General features: G+C 60.6%; 19 protein-coding genes. 7 read left to right on the top strand and 12 right to left on the bottom strand.

All coding sequences use genetic code 11. The features are described 5' to 3' along the window. Positions 1-6: 6 nt before the first annotated feature. The 7 genes from ABIC80_RS21255 to ABIC80_RS21225 form a co-directional block, all read right to left on the bottom strand. Complete coding sequence (locus ABIC80_RS21255; protein WP_429178483.1) at positions 7-1,521, bottom strand: ABC transporter substrate-binding protein; 1,515 nt, start codon at positions 1,519-1,521, stop codon at positions 7-9. Positions 1,522-1,532: 11 nt separating this feature from the next. Next, positions 1,533-2,600: an ABC transporter ATP-binding protein gene (locus tag ABIC80_RS21250; protein WP_023479459.1), complete on the bottom strand. Its 1,068-nt coding sequence runs from the start codon at positions 2,598-2,600 to the stop codon at positions 1,533-1,535. Next, complete coding sequence (locus tag ABIC80_RS21245) at positions 2,597-3,610, bottom strand: ABC transporter ATP-binding protein (RefSeq protein WP_023479460.1); 1,014 nt, start codon at positions 3,608-3,610, stop codon at positions 2,597-2,599. Before ABIC80_RS21245 ends, ABIC80_RS21250 begins: the two co-directional genes overlap by 4 nt. Next, entirely contained in the window at positions 3,607-4,323 is a 717-nt protein-coding gene (locus ABIC80_RS21240) for a FadR/GntR family transcriptional regulator (RefSeq protein WP_023479491.1), read from the bottom strand. Before ABIC80_RS21240 ends, ABIC80_RS21245 begins: the two co-directional genes overlap by 4 nt. 535 nt (positions 4,324-4,858) lie before the next feature. Then, positions 4,859-6,121 carry an allantoate amidohydrolase gene (hpxK, locus tag ABIC80_RS21235; RefSeq protein ID WP_429178482.1) on the bottom strand — a complete coding sequence of 421 codons (1,263 nt, stop codon included), beginning with the start codon at positions 6,119-6,121 and terminating at the stop codon, positions 4,859-4,861. After that, entirely contained in the window at positions 6,118-7,359 is a 1,242-nt protein-coding gene (locus ABIC80_RS21230) for a pyridoxal-phosphate-dependent aminotransferase family protein (protein ID WP_429178481.1), read from the bottom strand. The genes hpxK and ABIC80_RS21230 overlap by 4 nt, the downstream gene beginning before the upstream one ends. A 169-nt stretch (positions 7,360-7,528) precedes the next feature. Then, the gene (locus tag ABIC80_RS21225; protein ID WP_124969601.1) at positions 7,529-8,368 is read right to left on the bottom strand and encodes a MurR/RpiR family transcriptional regulator; all 840 of its coding nucleotides are present in this window, start codon (positions 8,366-8,368) and stop codon (positions 7,529-7,531) included. A gap of 115 nt (positions 8,369-8,483) precedes the next feature. Here ABIC80_RS21225 and ABIC80_RS21220 point away from each other — a divergent pair, with 115 nt between their 5' ends. The 4 genes from ABIC80_RS21220 to hpxZ are packed head-to-tail and all read left to right on the top strand — an operon-like array spanning position 8,484 to position 12,018. Then, positions 8,484-10,067 carry a gamma-glutamyltransferase family protein gene (locus tag ABIC80_RS21220; protein WP_429178480.1) on the top strand — a complete coding sequence of 528 codons (1,584 nt, stop codon included), beginning with the start codon at positions 8,484-8,486 and terminating at the stop codon, positions 10,065-10,067. Between the two features lie 6 nt (positions 10,068-10,073). After that, positions 10,074-10,265 carry an oxalurate catabolism protein HpxX gene (hpxX, locus tag ABIC80_RS21215; protein WP_094419429.1) on the top strand — a complete coding sequence of 64 codons (192 nt, stop codon included), beginning with the start codon at positions 10,074-10,076 and terminating at the stop codon, positions 10,263-10,265. Continuing rightward, positions 10,262-11,638 (top strand): AtzE family amidohydrolase, encoded by a 1,377-nt coding sequence (locus tag ABIC80_RS21210; protein WP_429178479.1) that lies wholly within the window; start codon positions 10,262-10,264, stop codon positions 11,636-11,638. The genes hpxX and ABIC80_RS21210 overlap by 4 nt, the downstream gene beginning before the upstream one ends. Further along, positions 11,635-12,018 (top strand): oxalurate catabolism protein HpxZ, encoded by a 384-nt coding sequence (gene hpxZ / locus ABIC80_RS21205; RefSeq protein ID WP_094419427.1) that lies wholly within the window; start codon positions 11,635-11,637, stop codon positions 12,016-12,018. The genes ABIC80_RS21210 and hpxZ overlap by 4 nt, the downstream gene beginning before the upstream one ends. A 298-nt stretch (positions 12,019-12,316) precedes the next feature. Here hpxZ and cysH read toward each other — a convergent pair whose 3' ends face one another. The 3 genes from cysH to cysJ form a co-directional block, all read right to left on the bottom strand. Then, a complete protein-coding gene (gene cysH / locus ABIC80_RS21200) occupies positions 12,317-13,051 on the bottom strand; it encodes a phosphoadenosine phosphosulfate reductase (RefSeq protein WP_305206817.1) in 735 nt (244 codons plus the stop codon). A gap of 76 nt (positions 13,052-13,127) precedes the next feature. Beyond that, positions 13,128-14,840 carry an assimilatory sulfite reductase (NADPH) hemoprotein subunit gene (gene cysI, locus ABIC80_RS21195; RefSeq protein ID WP_263753202.1) on the bottom strand — a complete coding sequence of 571 codons (1,713 nt, stop codon included), beginning with the start codon at positions 14,838-14,840 and terminating at the stop codon, positions 13,128-13,130. Continuing rightward, positions 14,840-16,648, bottom strand: coding sequence for an NADPH-dependent assimilatory sulfite reductase flavoprotein subunit (gene cysJ / locus ABIC80_RS21190; RefSeq protein WP_429178478.1), 1,809 nt, complete (start codon positions 16,646-16,648; stop codon positions 14,840-14,842). The genes cysI and cysJ overlap by 1 nt, the downstream gene beginning before the upstream one ends. Before the next feature lie 304 nt (positions 16,649-16,952). Between cysJ and queD the strand changes: the two genes are divergently transcribed. Then, positions 16,953-17,312, top strand: a complete 360-nt coding sequence (queD, locus tag ABIC80_RS21185) for a 6-carboxytetrahydropterin synthase QueD (protein WP_023479478.1) — start codon at positions 16,953-16,955, stop codon at positions 17,310-17,312. 45 nt (positions 17,313-17,357) lie between these two features. Here queD and queE read toward each other — a convergent pair whose 3' ends face one another. After that, positions 17,358-18,029, bottom strand: a complete 672-nt coding sequence (gene queE, locus ABIC80_RS21180) for a 7-carboxy-7-deazaguanine synthase QueE (RefSeq protein ID WP_042717647.1) — start codon at positions 18,027-18,029, stop codon at positions 17,358-17,360. A gap of 183 nt (positions 18,030-18,212) precedes the next feature. Between queE and ABIC80_RS21175 the strand changes: the two genes are divergently transcribed. Next, positions 18,213-19,154 (top strand): TPM domain-containing protein, encoded by a 942-nt coding sequence (locus ABIC80_RS21175; RefSeq protein WP_429178477.1) that lies wholly within the window; start codon positions 18,213-18,215, stop codon positions 19,152-19,154. Here ABIC80_RS21175 and ABIC80_RS21170 read toward each other — a convergent pair. Continuing rightward, positions 19,140-19,829 carry an N-acetylmannosamine-6-phosphate 2-epimerase gene (locus ABIC80_RS21170; protein WP_429178476.1) on the bottom strand — a complete coding sequence of 230 codons (690 nt, stop codon included), beginning with the start codon at positions 19,827-19,829 and terminating at the stop codon, positions 19,140-19,142. The genes ABIC80_RS21175 and ABIC80_RS21170 overlap by 15 nt on opposite strands. Positions 19,830-20,223: 394 nt before the next feature. On the opposite strand from ABIC80_RS21170, the gene ABIC80_RS21165 reads away from it, so the two are divergent. After that, positions 20,224-21,333, top strand: coding sequence for an SDR family oxidoreductase (locus ABIC80_RS21165; RefSeq protein ID WP_429178475.1), 1,110 nt, complete (start codon positions 20,224-20,226; stop codon positions 21,331-21,333). Positions 21,334-21,380 lie beyond the last annotated feature (47 nt).

Raw genomic sequence — 21,380 nt, 5'->3', positions numbered from 1 at the left:
GACGGGTTATTTGGCGAAGCTCAGACCCGCCAGACGCACAATGCCGTCCGGGTAAGGGGTAAAGCCCTGCACTTTTTTGTTCAGCCCGAACAGGCGCGGCTCAAAGTAGAGGTAGGCAATCGGCATATCCGTTTGCAGCTGTTTCACCACTTTTTCATACAGCGCCTGGCGGGTGGCGGGATCGTTCTGCGTCCGCGCCTCGGTCAGCCATGTATCGACCTGAGCATTGCTGTAGCGGCCATCGTTGAGTGCGCCTTTGCTGTGTACAAAGCCAAAGATGCTGCCATCAGGATCCGGGCGGCCGGACCAGCCGGAGAAGCTGAGCTGATAATCACCGCTCTGCTGTCTGTCGAGCAGGGTGGCGAATTCCGTCATCTGCAGGTTAATGTTAAAGCCCGCTTCGGCGGTCATCGCTTGCAGCACCTGGCCCACCTGCTGCGAGGTTGGGTTATTCGGCACCAGCAGCGAGACGGTCAGCGGCGTTTTCACCCCGGCGGCCTGCAACAGCGCTTTTGCTTTCTCCACATCGCGCGGCGCAACCGGTAGCTTGACGTGATACGGGCTGACCGGCGAGAAGGCCTGGTTTGCCGGGGTATAAAGCCCCTCGAATACCACCTGGTTGAGCGCCTCGCGGTCGATAGCCAGCGAGAAGGCTTCGCGCACACGCGCATCTTTAAACGGATCGTTGGCCGGTACTTTGCCGTTATTGATATTAAACGTAATGCCCTGATAACCGAGGCCGGTCACCTTCGCCAGTTGCAGCTTGCTGTCGCTCTGCACGGTTTTCACGTCGCTGGCGGCAACGCCTTCCGTCAGATCGAGATCGCCCGCACGCAGGTTCGCCAGCCGCACGGAGGCATCCGGGATTGGCAGATAGACCACTTTGTCGAAGTGGTACGCGCCTTTGTTCCAGTAGTTATCGAAGCGGGTCAGCACAATGCGATCCTGCGCGACGCGGCTGTCGAATTTATAGGGGCCAGAGCAGACCGGGTGCGCGGCGAAATTGGCTTTCTTCGCCGCTTCCGGTGCCAGCATCGCCCCGGCGCGGTCGGTGAGCTGCATCAGCAGCGCGGAGTCCGGCGTTTTCAGGTGCAGAGCGATCTGCATCGGTCCGGTCACTTCAACAGACTCCACCGAGGAGAGTTCGCTTTTGCGCAGTGAGCCTGGCAGCGTCAGGGCGCGATCGAGGCTATATTTTGCCGCCGCGGCGTCAAACTTCTCGCCATCGTGGAAGGTGACCCCTTCGCGCAGAGTCATGGTCAGGGTTTTGCCATCTTCGCTCCATGTCCACGCCGTGGCGAGGCCCGGCACCACCTTCAGGTTGGCGTCGACATCCACCAGCCGATCGCAGAGCGAGGCAAAGACAAAACGCCCGTAGTAGGTGCGCGCCAGATGCGGATCGAGCATATCGGGATCGGCGCCGAGGCCCACTTTCAGCACACTTTCAGCGTGGGTCGGCAGCGCCGCGCCCAGCAACATAACGCTTCCCAGAATGGTCAACAGAGAATTTCGCACAATCATTATTGTTTCCTTTAACGGGACGAGTGAGAGGCTGCCTGTTCAAACAGCGCGCGGCGGCGCAGGAAGGCGGCGGAAGGTGGAGCAATCTGGATAACGCTGCGATCGCGGTTAATCTCCTGCCAGCGATGGCAGGCCACCTGGCGACCGCCGTCGAGCAGCTGGTTAATCGGCTCAAGCTGGCGGCACTCATCGCTGACATAGGGGCAGCGGGTGTGAAAACGGCAACCCTGCGGCGGATTGGCCGGGTTAGGCAGATCGCCCTGCAACAGCGGCGTTTGCCGCTCAAGGCCTGGCTGCGTCTGCGGCGCGGAGGCGATCAGCGCCTGGGTGTAGGGGTGCAGCGGGGCATCGAAAATCTCTTCGACCGTTGCCATCTCGACAATCTGCCCGAGATACATCACCGCCACCCGGTCGCTCATATGGCGGATCACCGCCAGACCGTGGGCGACAATAATCATCGTCAGGCCAAACTGCTGCTTGAGGTTCTCCAGCAGGTTGACCACCTGCGCCTGCACCGAGACATCGAGCGCCGACACCGGCTCATCGCCGAGCAGCAGTTTCGGCCCCGAGGCCAGCGCGCGGGCAATGCCGATACGCTGGCGCTGGCCGCCGGAGAACTCGTGGGGGTAACGGCGCGCCCAGGCGGCGGGCAGCCCGACGGTAGAGAGCAGTTCCGCTACGCGTAGCTGGCGATCGCTTTTGCCCATCTTCTGGTGCAGCCACAGCGGCTCGCCGACGATCTGCTCAACGGTCATGCGCGGGTTGAGGGAGGCAAAGGGGTCCTGAAAGATAATTTGCAGTTCGCGGCGCAGCTGGTTAACGCGCGCGCCGCTGGCATGGGTGATCGCCTCGCCCTGGTAATACACCTCGCCTTCGGAGGCGGCGAGCAGGCGCAGCAACAGGCGGCCGAGGGTCGATTTACCGGAGCCGGACTCGCCGACAATCGCCAGCGTTTCGCCGGGGTAAACCGTCAGCGAGACGCGATCGACGGCGGTGACATACCGTTTTGGCGCAAAGAGGCGCGACGGCCCGGCAAAGCGTTTGCTGAGATCGTGGGCTTCAAGAATCGGTGTGCTCATGCGGTTTCTCCCAGCGCGATATGCTGTTCAAGGGGCGCGCGGAAACAGGCCACCAGGTGACCATGCCCCTGCGGCTGTAAGGTCGGTTTTTCCTGATGGCAGCGCGTCTGCGCAAAGGGACAACGGGTGGCGAAGCGGCACCCTTTCGGCATCGCTTCCGGCAGCGGCACCGCACCTGGAATGGTGGAGAGCGGGCCTTTGCGTGCGCCGAGGGACGGAATCGAGCCCATCAGGCCGATGGTGTAAGGGTGCTGCGGATCGGCAAAAATCGCCTCGACGCTCCCCTGCTCCACCACCTGACCGGCGTACATCACCGCCACCTGCTGCGCCACTTCTGCCACCACGCCAAGATCGTGGGTGATCATCAACACTGCCGTGCCGGTCTCGGCCTTCAGGGTGTTGAGCAGGGCGAGGATCTGCGCCTGAATGGTGACATCGAGCGCAGTGGTCGGTTCGTCGGCAATCAGCAGCCGGGGGTTATTAATCAGCGCCATGGCGATCATCACGCGCTGGCGCATACCGCCGGAGAGCTGGTGCGGATAGGCTTTAAGGCGCATCTCCGGGGCGGGGATCTGCACTTTTTCGAGTATTTGTAGCGCCGCCGCCATCGCCTCGCTGCGCGAGACGTTCTGGTGGCGCATCACCGCTTCACTGAGCTGATCGCCTAACGTGAATGCCGGGTTAAGGGAGGTCATCGGCTCCTGAAAAATCATCGCCAGCGCGTTGCCGCGCAGGTCGGCATAGTCACGCGGGGCGAGCTGGCGCAGATCCTGGTCGCGAAAGTGCATCTCGCCGCTGACAATCTGCGCGCTGGTGGGCAGCAGCCCCATTAACGCCAGCGAGGTAATACTTTTCCCGCAGCCCGATTCACCCACCAGCGCCAGCGTCTCACCGCGTTTTACGCTCAGAGAAATGCCATCTAATACGCTGACCGGCGATCCGGCAAACTGCACCTTCAGGTTGGTTATCCGCAGCACCGGCGCGGGATCGTGAAACGGGATCGTCGTCATGGCATATCGTCCTCAATGTGGATGGCCTGGATCAGGGCGTATTGCAGATCGAGCAGGTGCTCGCGCATCGCCATAGCAGCCGCGGCCGGCTTGCGATCGCGTATCGCCTGCATAATGCGGTGATGATGATCGTTATAGCGGTCGACCTTCGCCGGGGTACGCGCCAGCTCACGCAGGTGGTGCCAGGCGGGCTCACGGCGCACGGCGTCGAGGGTGTCGAACAGGCCAAGCAGCAGGCGGTTGCCCGCCGCTTCGGCAATCGCCCGGTGAAAGGCGCTGTCCCACAGTTCATTGAGATCCGGATCTTCAGCGCTGACGTTATCGATGCGCTCAAGCATGCGCTGCATCAGCGCCAGCTGCTCCGGGCTTGCCCGCAGTGCCGCCAGCCGCGCCAGGCCTGGCTCAATCTGTAAGCGCGACTCCATCACTTCCAGCATATTGGTCTGCTGAACCAGCCCCTGCAGCGCAACGGGCGAGGCAGGCGCGGTGGGGCCGGTAAAGGTCCCTTTACCCTGCTTGCGCCAGATGCGCCCCTCCTCCTCCAGCACGTCGAGGGCGCGGCGGATCTCGCGCCGCCCGACGCCAAACATTTCAGCCAGCTCGCGCTCTGTCGGCAGAGGAGTCCCTGGTGTTGACTCATACTGGTGGATAAGGCCACGAAGCTGTTCAAGCGCTGTGCTGGAGTTCGCCAGATAGCGTGAGGGTTTTTCCATATTGGTTCATCCGCGTTTTGCGTTATCTTTTTATTTCATAACAGCAAGTTATAGTTTTTATGCCTGCTGCCACTCAGGGTTTATTAAGCAATTTGCGAACCAATAGATCATTGGTTCAGTTATATTTTTGAAATATTTGTTAATACATTGATTTAAAGATGTTTATTTTTTGCCAGCAGTAGCGGGAAAAGCAGCGCTTCAGAGGATGAAAAACGGCGAGTGCACAGTTTTCGTGCAAGATGCGCACCAAAAAAGAGCAAAACGTTCACAAATGCACCGCCCGGTGGGGCGATGCCTGAAAGAGATGAGGGTGTTTGTATTGCCCGATGGCGCTGCGCTTATCGGGCCTACGGGTGCGGTGCCTGGGTGAGCTGGGGGTTTGTATTGCCCGATGGCGCTGCGCTTATCGGGCCTACGGGTGAGGTGCCTGAGAGAGATGGGGTTTGTATTGCCCGATGGAGCTACGCTTATCGGGCCTACGATTTCGATGCGTGGGTGAGCCGGGTGTTGTAGGCCTGATAAGGCGCAGCCGCCATCAGGCAATGGCGGAAGGACGCGCGATAAGCTGCCCGACCGCAAGGCTGAAGGCGCGCAGCGCCTGGGCGACATCATCCTCTGTCACGCTCTCCGCCGGATGGTGGCTGATCCCCCCCGCACAGCGCACAAAGAGCATCGCCGACGGCCAGCGCTCGGCAATGGCAATCGCGTCATGCCCGGCACCGCTCGGCAATAACATCGTGCGCCCCTGCACTTCCCGCACCGCGTCGCTTAACTGCGCACGCAGAGCTTCATCGCAGGGCGTGGCGGCAATGGTATAAAAAATCTCATGGCTAAAACTCACGCCGCGCCGCGTCGCAATCACCTCCGCCTGTGCCAGCAGGCGTTGCAGCAGCGCGTCGCGCGCTTCATCCTGCGGGCTGCGAATATCGAGCGTCAGGCTTACCGCGCCAGGGATAACATTCACCGCGCCGGGCTCGCACTGCAAGGTGCCGACGGTGGCAACGATATCCGGCGCGAAGGCCTGGGTGGTCTGCTCAATAAACAGCAGCCATTCGGCGGCGGCGGCCAGCGCATCGCGACGATGGCGCATCGGCACCGTCCCGGCATGGCCCGCTTCGCCGGTAAAGCGGGCGTGCAGACGGTGCGCGCCATTAATCGCGCTCACTACGCCGAGGGCGAGATCCTCCTGCTCCAGCACCGGCCCCTGCTCAATATGCAACTCAAGGTAGGCCGAGAAATCCGCCACCGGGCGCTGGGCGGCAAAAATCGCATCGGCGCTCAGCCCGGCCAGGGCTAACGCCTGCGCCACGCTGACTCCCTGCGCATCCTCGCAGGCAAGCCACGACGCGGGCCAGCTACCGGTCAGTCCACGGCTGCCGAGCAGGGCAATGTTAAAGCGCGTTCCCTCTTCATCAGCAAAGCCGATAATCTCAATCGCCTGCGCCCCGCGCAGCCCGGCGCGGTTCAGCGCATCCACCACTTCAATTGCCGCCAGCACGCCGAGCATACCGTCGTAACGCCCGGCGTTGCGCACCGTGTCGAGATGCGAGCCGAGCAGCAGCGCCTGCGCGCCCGGCTGCGCGGCCTCATAGCGCCCGCAGATATTGCCGACCGCATCCTGCCAGGTGTTCATGCCCGCCTGCTGCATCCACTGCGCGACCAGCGCATTAGCCTGCAAATGCTCCGACGAGAGATAAACGCGGGTCAGCCCCTCGCTGCTTTCGCTTAATTGCGCCAGCGCGTCGCAGCGCGCCATTACCCGAGCGGCGGCGCAGGCGGCCTCCTCCTGACTTATCATGCGCGCGCTCCTTCATAGACATCCCAGGCCGCCTGCATCGCCGCGCCCTGCACGGTGCGAAAACCGAGGCGATTGAGCACCGCTTCCAGCGCAGTGAGGGTTTGCAGGACGCAATCTTTGCGCGCGTTATAGCCCATAGTGCCAATGCGCCAGATCTTGCCCTGTAGCGGGCCGAAGGAGGTGCCAATCTCAATATGGAAATCGTTCAGCAGGCGCTGGCGCACCTCTTCACCGTGCACCTCAGGCGGGATCACTACCCCGAGCACGTTATTCATCTTGTGGCAAATGTCGCCAAACACGCCAAGCCCCATTCCCTGGATACCGGCGAGCAGCGCGCGGCCGTGCAGTTCGTGGCGGGCAATCAGGTTATCCATCCCCTCCTCCAGCATAATGCGCGCGCATTCGCGGGCGGCGAAGAGCATGCTGGTGGCTTCGGTGTGGTGGTTCAGACGCTCCGGCCCCCAGTAATCCATTACCATGCCGAGATCGAAATAGTTGGAGTAGATCATCTCCTCGCTGCCATCCTCATGGGCCTCGGTGCGGATCCCCTGCTCAACGCAGCGGCGGGCGCGGATCGCCGCCTCCATGCGCGGGCTTAAGGTTATCGGCGCGCTGCCGGACGGCCCGCCAAGGCACTTCTGCAACCCGGCCGAGACCGCATCCAGCCCCCAGGCGTCGTTCTCCAGCGGGTTGCCGCCAAGCGACGCGGTGGCATCGGTGTAGAACAGCACATCGTGGCGGCGGCAGATCTCGCCCAGTTGATCGAGGGGTTGCAGCATCGTTGTCGAGGTGTCGCCCTGCACCGTCAGCAGCAGGCGCGGCTTAACGCGCTTGATCGCTTCTTCAATCTGATCCGGGGTGAAGACTTCGCCCCACGGCACCTCGATGGTATGCACCTCGGCGCGGCAGCGGCGTGCGATTTCGCATAGCAGGTGACCGAAGCGGCCAAACACCGGCACCAGCACGCGGTCGCCGGGGCGAATGGCGGAGACAAGGATCGCCTCAATACCGGCGCGCGAGGTGCCATCCACCAGCATCGTCCAGCGGTTTTCGGTGCGAAAGACGCCGCGATAGAGCGCCATCACCTCATTCATGTAGCCGGTCATTACCGGATCGTACTGGCCGATAAGCTGGCTCGCCATCGCGCGCAGCACGCGCGGATCGGCATTGATCGGCCCCGGCCCCATCAGCAGGCGTTGAGGCGGGTTGATTTGTGAACTGTGGGAGAGATCAAACATTGGCACGTCCTTCATCCGGTCAATGAAACAAAAGGTTCTTATTTGCTATTTCTGCAACTAATGTGCCATAGACGGAGGGGACGGGACTGCGGGGTAAACCACAAAATCAGGGGCACAGCGTGCCCCGTGAGGTGTCATCAGCGTGGTGCGAAAGCACTAAAAAAGTGCATCAGCGCGGTTCGAGTTCGTCGAGATCCTGATAGAGCGCAGCGATAGTGTGAATGCGCTGGCGCCCTTCGCTAAGCGTGGTGTGCAGCAGCGCGTTAGCGAGCAGATTCACCAGGCTCATAGCACTGCTGTAGCTGTCGAACGCCGAGACGCTCTCCAGCGGCAGGCCGATATGCCAGCGGCTAATGGCGTTCAGCCCGCTGGCCTGCGCTTCACTCAGCACCAGCACCGGCACGCCGCGGGCTTGCAGCGTCTCCAGCAGCGGACGCACGCCGCGCGGACGGCGGCGAAACGCCACCATCACCACCATATCCTCCCCGGTAAGATCGACAATCTCTTCTGCCAGCGTCTGCCCCGGCTGCGGCATCACCGCCACCTGCCCGCGGCTTTGCAATAACTGCTGGCGCAGATGCAGCGCCACCGGCGCGCTGTTGCGAAAGCCGATAATCACCACCCGCCGGGCAGCGCTCAGGGCGGCGATAATGGCGGCAAACTGCTCCGCATCAAGGCTGTTGATCCACTGGGTCAGGTTCGCCATCTCCTGCTTATAGTGGCGCGCCAGCAGCGTGTTGCCCTGCACCGCCTCGCGGCTTTCCGCCAGCGGCATCCCGCTCTGACGCAGGGTGCGCAGCTCATCGCGCATCGCTTTGAAGTTGTCGTAACCGAGCCGGCGAAACAGGCGGCTGACGGTCGCTTTCGACACGCCGCTTAAGCGGGCAAGCTCCGCGCTGTTGTAGCTCACCAGGTCGTCGAAGTGATCGAGAATAAAGGCGGCCACCCGCTGCTCCTGCGGCGAGAGGTGGTCGTAACACGCGCGTAAGCGCATATCGAGCTGCTGCATAACGCCTCCTGCAACTTTTGTTTCAGCTAAAGCTGACACAGTGAAACGTATCGCGTCAATCTGGAACAGCTCTTGCTTAGCACTCTGCTATACCCGCAAAAAAGGAAGCGTGACGATGCAGAGTAATATGGCCCCCTCCGGTATGGCGGTAACGCCCCACCACCTTGCCAGCGAGTCGGCGCTCTCGGTGCTGCGCCACGGCGGTGATGCGATTGAAGCGATGGTTGCGGCGGCGGCCACCATTGCGGTGGTCTACCCGCATATGAACGGCATTGGCGGCGACGGCTTCTGGCTGATCGTGCCGCCGAACGGCGAACCGCTGGCGATCGATGCCAGCGGCGCGGCGGGCCAGCACGCGACCACCGCCTTTTATGACGGGCATGCGCATATTCCCCATCGCGGCCCGCTGGCGGCGTTAACCGTGCCCGGCACACTGAGCGGCTGGGAGGAGGCGCTGGCGTTCTCCACCTCACTCGGCGGCGGGCAGCTTCCCCTTTCGCGCCTGCTGGCGGATGCCATTCGCTACGCCGCCGACGGTATTCCCGTCACCCAGTCGCAGGCCAGCGCCACCCAGGCGAAATACGCTGAACTGGTCGATGTCCCCGGTTTTGCCGACACCTTCTTACCTGATGGCAACGCGCCTTTGGCGGGGAGCCGCTTTTGCCAGCCGAAACTGGCGCGCACCTTAACCCGGCTTGCCACCGAGGGGTTAGACAGTTTTTATCGCGGCCCGCTGGCAACGATTATCGCCGCTGAAATGGCGGCCTTAGGCCTGCCGGTGACCGCGCAGGATCTCGCCGCTCATCGCGCCCAGCGCCGCGTGCCGCTGCGCCTCGCGCACAGCCAGGGCGAGGTGTTCAACATGACGCCGCCCACTCAGGGGCTGGTGTCGCTGGCGATCCTCGGCATTACCGATTACCTGGCGATGGAACAGGCCAGCGAAGTGCAGACCATCCACCGAATTGTCGAAGCGACCAAAAAAGCCTTTGGCCTGCGCGACCGCTATATCACCGATCCGCGCCACGTCACGCTGCCGGTGCAGAGCCTGCTGGAGCAGGCACCGCTGGAACAACTCGCCGCCAGCATCGATGAGCAGCGCGCCGCCCCCTGGGGCCCAGGCAAAGGGCCGGGGGATACGGTGTGGATGGGCGTGGTGGATAAAAACGGGCTGGCGGTGTCGTTTATCCAGAGTATCTATCACGAGTTTGGCAGCGGCGTAGTGCTGCCGGAGAGCGGCGTACTGCTGCAAAACCGCGGCGCGGCCTTCAGCCTCGACCCGGAACATCTGCTGGCGCTGATGCCGGGTAAACAGCCGTTTCACACCTTAAACCCGGCGGCGGCGCGGCTTAATGATGGCCGCACCATGGTCTACGGCACGATGGGCGGCGACGGGCAGCCGCAGACCCAGGCGGCGATCTTTACCCGCCATGTGTTACAGGGAATGGGATTGCAGGAGGCGGTCTGTGCCCCGCGCTGGCTGCTCGGGCGCACCTGGGGGCAGACCTCCGACAGCCTGAAGCTGGAGAGCCGCTTTAGCGAGGAGACGGCGCAGGCACTGCGCGCTATGGGGCATGAAGTGGAGTGGCTGCCCGGCTTAAGCGAAGCGACAGGCCATGCCGGTGCGATTGTGCGCCATGCCAACGGCATGCTGGAGGGGGCGTTTGATCCGCGCAGCAACGGCAGCGCGGCGGGTTTCTAAGGAGCGATGATGAATAACGACGCAACAGACTGGCCGGCGTGGATCCGGCTGATGGAGCAGATACTTGAGGTGCCGCTTGATGACGCGCGCCGCGCGGAGCTTGAGGTGCAGCTGGCGCGCATCGCGGCGATGGCGCAGCCGTTAATGCAGTTTCCCCTGCCCCCTCGTCAGGAAGGCGCGGGAGAGTACCGCTTATGAATCTGTCGATTGAGGATATTCAGCGCGGGCTGCGCGAGAAGTGGTTCAGTGCGCACGAACTGGCGCAGCAGACGTTATCGCGCATCGATCAGCTTAACCCGGGCATCAATGCCTTTACTGAAGTCACCGCTCCGCGCCTGCTTACCGAGGCGGCGCAGATTGACCGCCAGATCGCCGGGGGTGAGACGCTGCCGCCGCTGGCGGGGGTGCCGTTTGCGGTAAAAAACCTGTTTGATATTGCGGGCGTGACGACGCTGGCTGGTGCGGAGCTGTTCAGCAACGATCCGCCCGCCGCGCGGGATGCCTTCGCCCTGCGCCAGCTCCATCGCGCCGGAGCGCTGCTGGCCGGGGCGCTCAATATGGATGCCTATGCCTATGGTTTCACCACCGAGAACAGCCACTATGGCGCGACGCGCAACCCGCGCGATCGCACCCGCGTGGCGGGCGGCTCCTCTGGCGGTTCAGCGGCGGCGGTCGCGGCGGGGATGGTCAGTTTCGCTCTCGGCACCGACACCAACGGCTCGATCCGCGTGCCTGCTTCTCTCTGCGGCGTGAATGGCCTGAAACCGACCTTCGGGCGTTTGTCGCGCAGCGGCAGCCACCCCTTTGTGCCGAGCCTCGATCATATCGGCCCGCTGGCGCGCACCGTCGACGATCTGACGCGGGTGTATGACGCCATGCAGGGGTACGATCCGGACGATCGCGCCCAGGCGGATCGCCCGCTTGAGCGAGCGCTTACGCAGCTTACTCGTAACGATCCGCTGCGCTGCGCGGTGCTGGAGGGGTTCTTCACCACCTGGTGCGATAACGATGCCCGCGATGCCTTAAGCCAGGTGGCGCAAGCACTGGCTGCGGATCGCGCGATGACGCTGCCGCAGGCGGAGCTGGCACGCTCGGCGGCGTTTGTGCTGACCGCTGCCGAAGGGGGAAATGCGTACCTGCCAGCCCTGCGCACGGCGGCGGATAAGTTTGAACCGAACTCGCGCGAGCGCCTGCTGGCGGGGGCGATGACGCCGTCGGCGTGGTATACGCAGGCGCAGCGCTTCCGGGCCTGGTTTCGTGATGAGACGCTGGCGCTGTTTAAGGATGTCGATCTGCTGCTCGCTCCCGCTACGCCGTGCAGCGCCACGCAGATCGGGGACGCGACAATGCGCATTAACGGCTGCGACCTGCCGGTGAAAGCGAGCATGGGGATGCTGACGCAGCCGATTTCGTTTCTCGGCCTGCCGGTGGTGACCGTGGCGCTGAAGAGCGAGCGCGGGCTGCCGATTGGCGTACAGATTATTGGCGCGCCGTGGCAGGAAGCGCGCTGTTTACAGGCAGCATGGCGGCTGGAGCAGGCCGGGCTTCTTTATCCGCAGGAGGGGGCATGAATCGGGACAATATTGACCGCCCGCTGATCCTAAATGAGGTGACGGCGGCGTTTTATCGTTATGAGCAGGCGTTGATCAGTAATGATGTGGCGGTGCTGGATGAGCTGTTCTGGGATGACGGGCGCACGGTGCGCTACGGCGCGACGGAGAATCTTTACGGCATGGCGGCAATCCGCGATTTTCGCCAGGCGCGCCCGTCGGCCGGGTTAGAGCGGGTGTTACGCAATACCACCATCACCACCTTCGGCGATGAGATGGCGGTGGCGAGCACCGAGTTTACCCGCGAAAACAGCGAGCGCATCGGCCGCCAGATGCAGACATGGGTGAAGTTCCCGTTCGGATGGCGGATTGTCGCCGCCCATGTGAGTGTGATGCAGTAAGTGGTGCGGTTTGATTGCCGGATGGCGGCTGCGCCTTATCCGGCCTACAACACCAGGATCTTCATCGTAGGCCGGATAAGCGTCAGCGCCATCCGGCAGTGTGATGCGGTGTGGCCCGAGTGTTACAAAACCGCAGTCGTTATTCGTAGGCCGGATAAGCGTTAGCGCCATCCGGCAGCGGTGTGATGCCGTAAGCCGGTGCGGTTTGTTTGCCGGATGGCGGCTTTGCCTTATCCGGCCTACAACATCGGGCTCTTCATCGTAGGCCGGATAAGCGTCAGCGCCATCCGGCAATGAGTTACCCTTCGTGCAGCCCGCATTCGCGTTTCAGGCCGAAGAAGCGCGTCTCCTCCTCTGCCATCCCCGGCTCCCATTTGCGGGTGGTGTGGGTGTCGCCCACCGACAGATAGCCCTGATCCCACAGCGGATGGTACTTAAGCCCCTGCTTTTGCAGATACTGGTACACCGTGCGGTTATCCCAGTCGATGATCGGCAGCACTTTGAACACACCGCGCTGAATGCCCAACACCGGCAGCGCCGCGCGGCTACCCGACTGCTCGCGGCGCAACCCGGCGAACCAGGTTTGTGCATTGAGATCAGCCAGCGCCTGGTTCATCGGCTCGACTTTGTTGATCTGGTTGTACTTCTCAATCCCTTCCACGCCCTGCTCCCACAGCTTGCCGTAGCGCGCTTCCTGCCAGGCCGGGCTCTGCTCTGCGCGATAGACCTTAAGGTTTAAGTTTAGTTTCTCTGTCAGCTCATCAATAAACTGGTAGGTCTCCGGGAAGAGATAGCCGGTATCGGTCAGGATCACCGGGATATTCGGGCAGACCTGGTTGACCAGGTGCAGGCTGACCGCCGCCTGAATACCAAAGCTGGATGAGAGCACATACTCACCCGGCAGATTTTCCAGCGCCCACGCCACGCGCGCTTCGGCGGTGAAGGTTTCAAGCTGGGCGTTAGTGTCGGCCAGTTGCTGGTCGCGTTCCTCTTTCGCCAGCGCGTTGAGCGCGTTCAGATCGAGTATGGACATAGGTTCCTCACAGTGTTATTGCCGGGTGGCGTGTTCAGTGCCGGATGGCGGCTTCGCCTTATCCGGCCTGCAACGCTTATTCCCAAAAATCGCGCGCCGGATCTAATACCGGGCGGATAATGCCGCTGCGCACGGTGAAATCGCCGAAGCCTTCACCCGCCTCGCGCTCCTGCGCCCAGCGCCCGACGAGGGTATCGATCTCGCCTAAGATCTCCGGCTCGGTAATATTTTCACGGTACATGCGCGGAATACGCGTGCCGCTGCGGTTGCCGCCCAGATGCAGGTTGTAGCGACCCGGCGCTTTACCCACCAGGCCAATCTCCGCCAGCATCGCGCGGCCACAGCCGTTCGGGCAGCCAGTGACGCGCAGCACGATATGCTCGTCGCCAACGCCATGTTTCACCATCAGCGCTTCCACTTTGTCGACGAAGGATGGCAGGAAACGCTCCGCTTCCGCCATCGCCAGCGGGCAGGTCGGGAAGGAGACGCAGGCCATCGAGTTTTCGCGCTGCGGCGTTACCGCATCCATCAGACCGTGGCTGCGCGCCAGCTGCTCGATCGCTGCTTTCTGGCTCTCCGGCACGCTGGCAATGATCAGGTTCTGGTTGGCAGTGATGCGGAACTCACCCTGGTGGATCTTCGCGATCTCCAGCAGGCCAGTTTTCAGCGGACGGCCCGGATAATCCAGGATGCGACCGTTTTCAATAAACAGCGTCAGATGCCAGTTGTTGTCGATCCCTTTGACCCAGCCGATGCGATCGCCGCGCCCGGTAAACTCATACGGGCGGATCGGCTCAAACTTGATCCCCGCGCGGCGTTCCACTTCCGCTTTAAAGGTCTCAACGCCGACGCGCTCAAGGGTGTATTTGGTTTTGGCGTTTTTACGATCGGTACGGTTACCCCAGTCGCGCTGGGTAGTGACCACCGCTTCCGCCACTGCCAGCGTATGCTCCAGCGGCAGGTAGCCAAACTCGCTCGCCGTGCGGGCGTAGGTTTTCTTGTTACCGTGCTCAATAGAGAGCCCGCCGCCGACCAGCAGGTTAAAGCCGACCAGCTTGCCATTCTCAGCAATCGCCACAAAGTTCATGTCGTTGGCGTGCAGATCGATATCGTTCTGCGGCGGGATCACCACCGTAGTTTTGAACTTACGCGGCAGATAGGTCTGGCCGAGGATCGGCTCTTCATCGGTGGTGGCCACCTTCTCCTGATCGAGCCAGATCTCCGCATAGGCGCGGGTGCGCGGCAGAAGATGCTCGGAGATCTTCTTCGCCCACTCGTACGCTTCGGCGTGCAGCTGCGATTCGAACGGGTTCGAGGTGCAGAGCACGTTACGGTTCATGTCGTTGGCGGTCGCCAGCGCATCAAGACCTACGGAGTGCAGCATCTGGTGTACCGGCTTCACGTTCTTTTTCAGAATGCCGTGAAACTGGAAGGTCTGGCGGTTAGTCAGACGGATGCTGCCGTAAATGGTGTTGTCATGGGCGAACTTATCGATCGCCTGCCACTGTTTGGTGGTGATGACACCGCCCGGCAGGCGGCAGCGCAGCAGCATTGCGTGGCGCGGTTCGAGTTTTTGCTCGGCGCGCTCGGCGCGAATGTCGCGGTCATCCTGCTGGTACATGCCGTGAAAACGGATCAGCAGGAAGTTGTCGCCGGTAAAGCCACCGGTCAGACCGTTATTTAAATCTTCGGCGATGGTGCCGCGCAGATAGTTACTCTCAAGCTTCATGCGCTCGGCATCGGCCAGTTTGCCTTCGACCACCAGAGGGCCGGGATGTTTTTCGCTCATTAGTAGACATCTCGCTGATAACGGCGCTCAACGCGCAGCTCACTTAAAAATTCATCCGCCGCTTCGGTATCCATGCCACCGAATTCGGCAATCACGTCCAGTAAAGCCTGCTCAACGTCTTTCGCCATGCGATTGGCGTCGCCGCAGACATAAATGTGGGCACCCTCATTGATCCAGCGCCACAGCTCTGCGCCCTGTTCGCGCAGTTTGTCTTGTACGTATATTTTCTCTTTTTGATCCCGCGACCAGGCGAGATCGATACGGCTCAGCACGCCCTCTTTCACATAGCGCTGCCACTCCACCTGGTAGAGGAAATCCTCGGTAAAGTGCGGGTTGCCAAAGAAGAGCCAGTTTTTGCCCGGCGCTTCATCGGCGGCGCGCTGCTGCATAAAGGCGCGGAATGGCGCGATGCCGGTGCCAGGACCAATCATAATGACCGGCGTTTCCGGGTTGGCCGGCAGGCGGAAGTGCTCGTTATGCTCGATAAAGACGCGCACTTCGCCCTCCTCTTCCACACGATCGGCGAGGAAGCTCGAGGCACCGCCAGCACGCGGACGGCCTTCAATCTCGTAACGCACCACGCCAACGGTGACGTGCACTTCGCTCTCCACTTCCGCCTGCGCAGAGGCGATGGAGTAGAGGCGCGGCGTCAGCGGGCGCAACAGGCCAATCAGCACATCGGCATCCAGCTGCGCCGGGGAGAAGCGCACCATATCAACAATAGGCGTGGTCGCGGCGTAGTGCTGCAACTTCGCTTTATCACCCACCAGCGGCAGCAGCGATTCGCTGCGCGTCAGGGTGGCGTAGTTCTCGACGATATTGGCGGTGTTAACGGTCAGCTCGAAATGCCACTGTAAAGCTTCAGCCAGCGGCAGGGTTTTACCGTCAACGGTGACCGGCTCGTCGCCCTTCAGCCACAGCAGCTCCACCAGCTCTTTCACCAGCGCCGGATCGTTCTGGTACCAGACACCGAGCGCGTCGCCAGGCTGGTAGCGCAGGCCAGAGTCGCCAAGATCGATTTCGATATGGCGAACATCTTTTTCCGAGTTACGGCCGGTGATTTTCTGATTAACAGAGAGCGTCGCGGCGAGCGGCGCTTCTTTAGTGTAGGGGCTGGAGGTGACTTCATTCACCGCGCCGCTGGTACTGGCTGCGGTCTGCGCAGGCGTGGCAGCCGGGGCGCGGGCTTTCAGCACCTCGACCACGCGCGCGCGCCACTCGGCGGCGGCGGCCTGGTACTCAACATCGGCATCAACGCGATCGAGCAGACGCTCGGCGCCCAGCTCCGCCAGCTTGCTGTCGAAATCTTTCCCCGCCTGGCAGAAGAACTCATAGGAGCTGTCGCCGAGGCCAAACACTGCAAAGGCGGTGTCGGTAAATTTCGGCGCTTTTTTCGAAAAGAGGAATTTATGCAGTGCTACCGCTTCTTCCGGCGCATCCCCCTCGCCCTGCGTCGAGGCGACAATTACCAACAGCTTCTCGTTGGCAATCTGTTTGAATTTATACTCGCCCGCGTTGACCAGATTGACGCTCAGTTTCGCCGCCAGCAGATCGTCGCGCAGCGCTTCAGCGACGCGGCGCGCATTGCCGGTCTGCGAGGCGGAGATCAGGGTAATCGATGGGGTTTCGGCAACGGGTGCAGCGGTGGCAACGGCCGCCGCGCCGGGCTGCTGATTGAGCACGCCCCAGAAATAGCCGGAAACCCAGGCGAGCTGGGTGGGAGTCAAATCGGTGGTGGCCGCCTGGAGGCGCGCCAGTTGCTCCGGGTTTAACGGGAGCAACGCGGAAGATGGGGCCTGGGTTGTCATGCGTCGTTATGTTCCAGTAGCAAAGCTGTTTTTATGTTTTGAAAAACAGAAGAGAAAGTAAGGTTAACGGCGGGGATAATAACAATTAAAGAAAGGTTGGAAATAATAAATAACCAAAAGGACTAACCTGTTTTAGCTATCATCCTTAACAGTAAAACAGGTTGAATAAGTGACTGAATTTTATTGATAAATCGCCTGCATGGTTAAGCGCGCCCGGCGGTAATCGTTTTTAGCGGTTTTAGTTAATGCTAAAAAAGGTCATTTCCGCTACCATTCGGCGGTTTTTGTAGCCTGAGAGTGCATTATGTCGACCACCTTGTTTAAAGATTTCACCTTCGAAGCCGCGCACCACCTGCCCCATGTTCCTGAGGGACATAAGTGCGGTCGCCTGCATGGCCACTCCTTTATGGTGCGCCTGGAGATCACCGGCGAGGTGGACCCTTATACCGGCTGGATTATGGATTTCGCCGAGCTGAAAGCGGCGTTTAAACCGCTCTACGACAGACTGGATCACTACTATCTGAATGAGATCCCGGGGCTGGAAAACCCGACCAGCGAAGTGCTGGCGAAATGGATTTGGGATCAGATGAAGCCGGTAGTGCCGCTGCTGAGCGCGGTGATGGTGAAAGAGACCTGTACCGCCGGATGCGTCTACCGCGGCTGATCCTCTGCGTAAAACAACAAACCCGCCGCTGGCGGGTTTTGTTTTTTAGGCGATGTTGAGATATTTGTGCGTCTGCATCGACAGCCGCCAGTTGCGCGCAATGCAGGTTTCAATGCACAGACGCGTGGCGTCCTCTTTCTGGCTGATGGGTTGCAGGGCGATAACCCGCTGCTTCTGATCGTGCAGCTGCGCCAGCAGTTCATCCAGCGCTTCGATATCGCGCATGCGCCCGACCGGGTGCTTGATCTCATCGGCGCGCTCCAGCGCCTGCTGCAGCACATCATACCCGCCGCGCATATTCACCTTCGGCGAAACCGTTACCCAGGTGGAGTGGGAAGTGCGCACTTCGTGGGTGCCGCTGGTTTCGATCTGGCAGCTAAAGCCATGCTTCTCCAGCAGTGCGGTGAGCGGAATAAGGTCGTGAATGCAGGGTTCGCCGCCGGTGATCACCACGTGGCGCGCCGTCCAGCCCTGGCGCTCAATAATCGCGAGCAGATCTTCGCTGCTGGCCGCGCCCCACTTGTCGCTCTCTTTGGTCTTGCCAAGAATGCTGTAGAGCGACACCTCCCGATCCGCGAGCTTATCCCAGGTGTGTTTGGTGTCGCACCAGGCGCAACCAACCGGGCATCCCTGTAAACGAACAAAAATGGCGGGAACGCCGGTGAAGTAACCCTCGCCTTGCAGGGTCTGGAACATCTCGTTAATCGGGTACTGCATGCTGGCTCTTTATCGAAGTGAAAAAAGGGATTATTGCAGATAACCCGCCGCCGATCATGTGCCATTTGCGCTTTGCCGCAACATCTCCGGCGGGTAGTACGCCATTTATGGCGAATTGTCAGCGGTGAAAGAGTGCCGCTATGATGTGGCGAATCTCCCCCAGCCCTGCAAGGAAGTTGCTTTATGGCACGCGTAGTCACCTTATTGCTGCTGTTCGTGAGCATAACGTTTCAGGCCCACGCGCTCCCGGTTCCGTCGATGCGCGGCTTCGTCAACGATCCGCACGCCCTGTTTGCGACCGAGGATAAGTTGTCGCTTATTAGCGAGGTCGCGGAGATTAACAGGCGAACCGGCGCGCAGGTCGCCGTGCTGGTGTTGCCCTCCCTTGAGGGAGAGAACCTCGAAACGTTTGCCACACAAACCTTTAATGCGTGGCGGCTGGGCAGTGCGCAGCGCAATGACGGCGTGTTGATCCTTGTGGCGTGGCAGGATCGCCGGGTGCGCGTTGAAGTCGGGCGCGGTCTTGAAACCACCATCAGCGATGCGCTGGCAAGCCAGGTGATCAAAGAGCAGATGCTGCCCTACTTCAGGGAGGGGGATCTGCTCTCCGGCTTGCAGCACGGGCTGAAAGGGATTGATGCGCTGCTAAGCGGGCAACCGCTGCCGTCGCCCGCCTCCGCTTCGTGGGCATGGGTGCGCGGAAAGCTGGTTAACTTCTCTTACTGGCAAGGGTTGCCCTTTCTCGCCGTCGGCCTCTTTTTACTGATCCTCAAGCGCAAAAAGAGAACGGTGCGGGTTCTCTTTTTTGGCTCGTTGTTACTGACCCCGGCGCTCGCCATCACCTCGGAGTTTGTCTCCTGGGTGATGCCTTTTGTCTGGCTCAGCTTCTCCATCCCTTTTATCAGCATCTTTTCGGGATTGTTCTTCCTGTGGCTCTACCCGCAGCGCTTGCTGGCTGTCGGCGGCGGTACGATGCGCGATGACAGTGCAACCTGGACCTCGACCACCACCAGCCACCTTCACCACCATTCGGGCGGCGATAGCGGTAGCCACAGCAGCAGTGACAGCTCAAGCTCCGGCGACGGTGGCTCCAGCGACGGCGGCGGCTCGTCAGACAGCTGGTGATCTTATTGCGTCGGTAAAACGGCGCGTGATCTGCTGCGGGCGGGTAATGGCACCGCCCACCACCACCGCATGGGCCCCCAGCGCCAGGCAGCGCGCCGCGCGCTCGGGGGTGTCAAGATTCCCTTCGGCAATCACCGGAATGGCAACGGCTGCGAGCACGGCTTTGAGGAGGGCAAAATCGCTCTCCGGCAGCGTATGGCCTTTTGTCTGCGCCGTATAACCGTAGAGCGTGGTGCCGACGCAATCAAAACCAAGCTGCTCTGCTATCACCGCCTCTTCAACGCTTGCGATATCCGCCATTAATAACAGCGCGGGCCAGCGGGCGCGGATCCCGGCGACCAGTTGGGCGAGGGTTTCGCCACCAGGGCGCGGGCGCTGGGTGGCATCAAGCGCAATCATCTCTGGCGCGGCGGCCACTAACTCTTCCACTTCGCGCAGCGTGGGCGTAATAAACACCTCGCTATCGGGGTAGTCGCGCTTGATAAGGCCAATCACCGGCAGTGCGACCTGCTGTTTAATAGCTTCAATATCCGCCACGCTGTTAGCCCGAATTCCCGACGCGCCACCCTCGGCGGCCGCCAGCGCCATCCTCGCCATAATAAACGGGCTGTGCAGCGGCTCATTTTCCAGCGCCTGGCACGAAACGACCAGCCGGCCTTTTATTTGCTTTAACATCGTCGGCCTCCCTCTGACTGTTTAATGTTATCTCTATTATTGTCGTTAACAGCGAAAGTGCCTGCCCGCGATTAGCGCATGCGAATCGTCTAATAAGATTTTTAAAGGGGAAAAAGGATGTAAGCAGAGATTATTTATTTTACATATAGAAATAATTTACGCTTTTATTTCACATGCATGACAGGCAATTAATAATAAATAAAATCAGAAACATAGATAATTTATTTATCTTGCCTGGATTTTTTCCCCGGCTTCGCTGTCCTATAAAAATCCCCCGCGACACTTTCCTTAAATTAAGCTTAATTTTCGCCTTTTCACGCCGCGTGTTTATTTATCTGGCGTTTACTTTTCTGCTCCTACAATCCGCCCATTCAACCATAATGGGATAGCACGCATGACCACACTATTAATAACTGGCGCAACGGGTTTTCTGGGCGGAGCAGTATTAGAAAAAATCCTGCAGCGTAATGAAAAGGTCAATTTATTACTGCTGGTGCGCGCCGCCGATCGCGAAAGCGGGCTGGCGCGCATTGTCACGAATATGCGCAAATTTAATCTCAGCGAGGCGCAGCTTGCCGCCCTCACCGCCAAAGAGATCCTTTGCGGTGATTTGGGCGAGCCGGAGAGCTTTCTCGACGATCCGCGCCTTGAACAGGTCACCCATGTAATCAACTGCGCGGCAGTGGCCTCATTTGGCAGCAATCCGCTGATCTGGAAAGTTAACGTCGAAGGTACCCTCGCCTTCGCGCGCCGGATGGCGCAGGTAACGGGTTTGCAGCGCTTCCTGCATGTTGGCACGGCGATGTCCTGTACTCCGGAGCCGGATTCGCTGGTGGCGGAAAATGCAGAGTTCCGTGAAAACGCGGAGCACCTTGTGGCGTATACCCACTCCAAATCGACCATTGAACAGCTGATGCGCCAGCACTGCCCGCAGCTGCCGCTGGTTATCGCCCGTCCCTCTATTGTGGTTGGACACACCTGCCACGGCTGCCAGCCGTCGACCAGCATTTTCTGGGTCTTTAGTATGGGGCTGATGCTGCAAAAATTTATGTGCTCGCTGGAGGATCGCGTGGATGTGATCCCGGTTGATTACTGTGCTGATGCCCTGCTGATGCTGCTGGAAAAAGCGATGGCGCACGGGGAAGTGGTGCATATCTCTGCCGGGGAGGAGAACAGCGTGCGCTTTGCGGACATCGACAGCGCGATGGCGCAGGCGCTGGAGAAAGCCCCGATTGCCGATAACTATGCGCAGGTGAGCTATGAGACGCTGGTGAAGATGCGCCGCGAGCTGAAGGATATCTTCGGGCCGTGCAATGAGCGGCTGATGCTGAAAGCGATGCGGTTATATGGCGCCTTCGCCACGCTCAACGTGCGTTTCAGTAATGATAAGCTGCTGAGCCTCGGCATGCCGAAGCCGCCGCGCTTTACCGACTATATCGCCCGCTGTGTGCAGACGACGCGCGGTTTGACGATTCCGCAGCAGATGGAAGTCGATTTTAAGTAAAAAAAATGCCAGTCATTCGACTGGCATTTCTCTAAGACAAACGCGCA

It is taken from the genome of Kosakonia sp. 1610, from assembly GCF_050435845.1.
GTDB lineage: Bacteria > Pseudomonadota > Gammaproteobacteria > Enterobacterales > Enterobacteriaceae > Kosakonia > Kosakonia cowanii.
The sequence above is the reverse complement of the archived record's forward strand: the minus strand, read 5'-3'. Positions and strand labels throughout refer to the sequence as shown.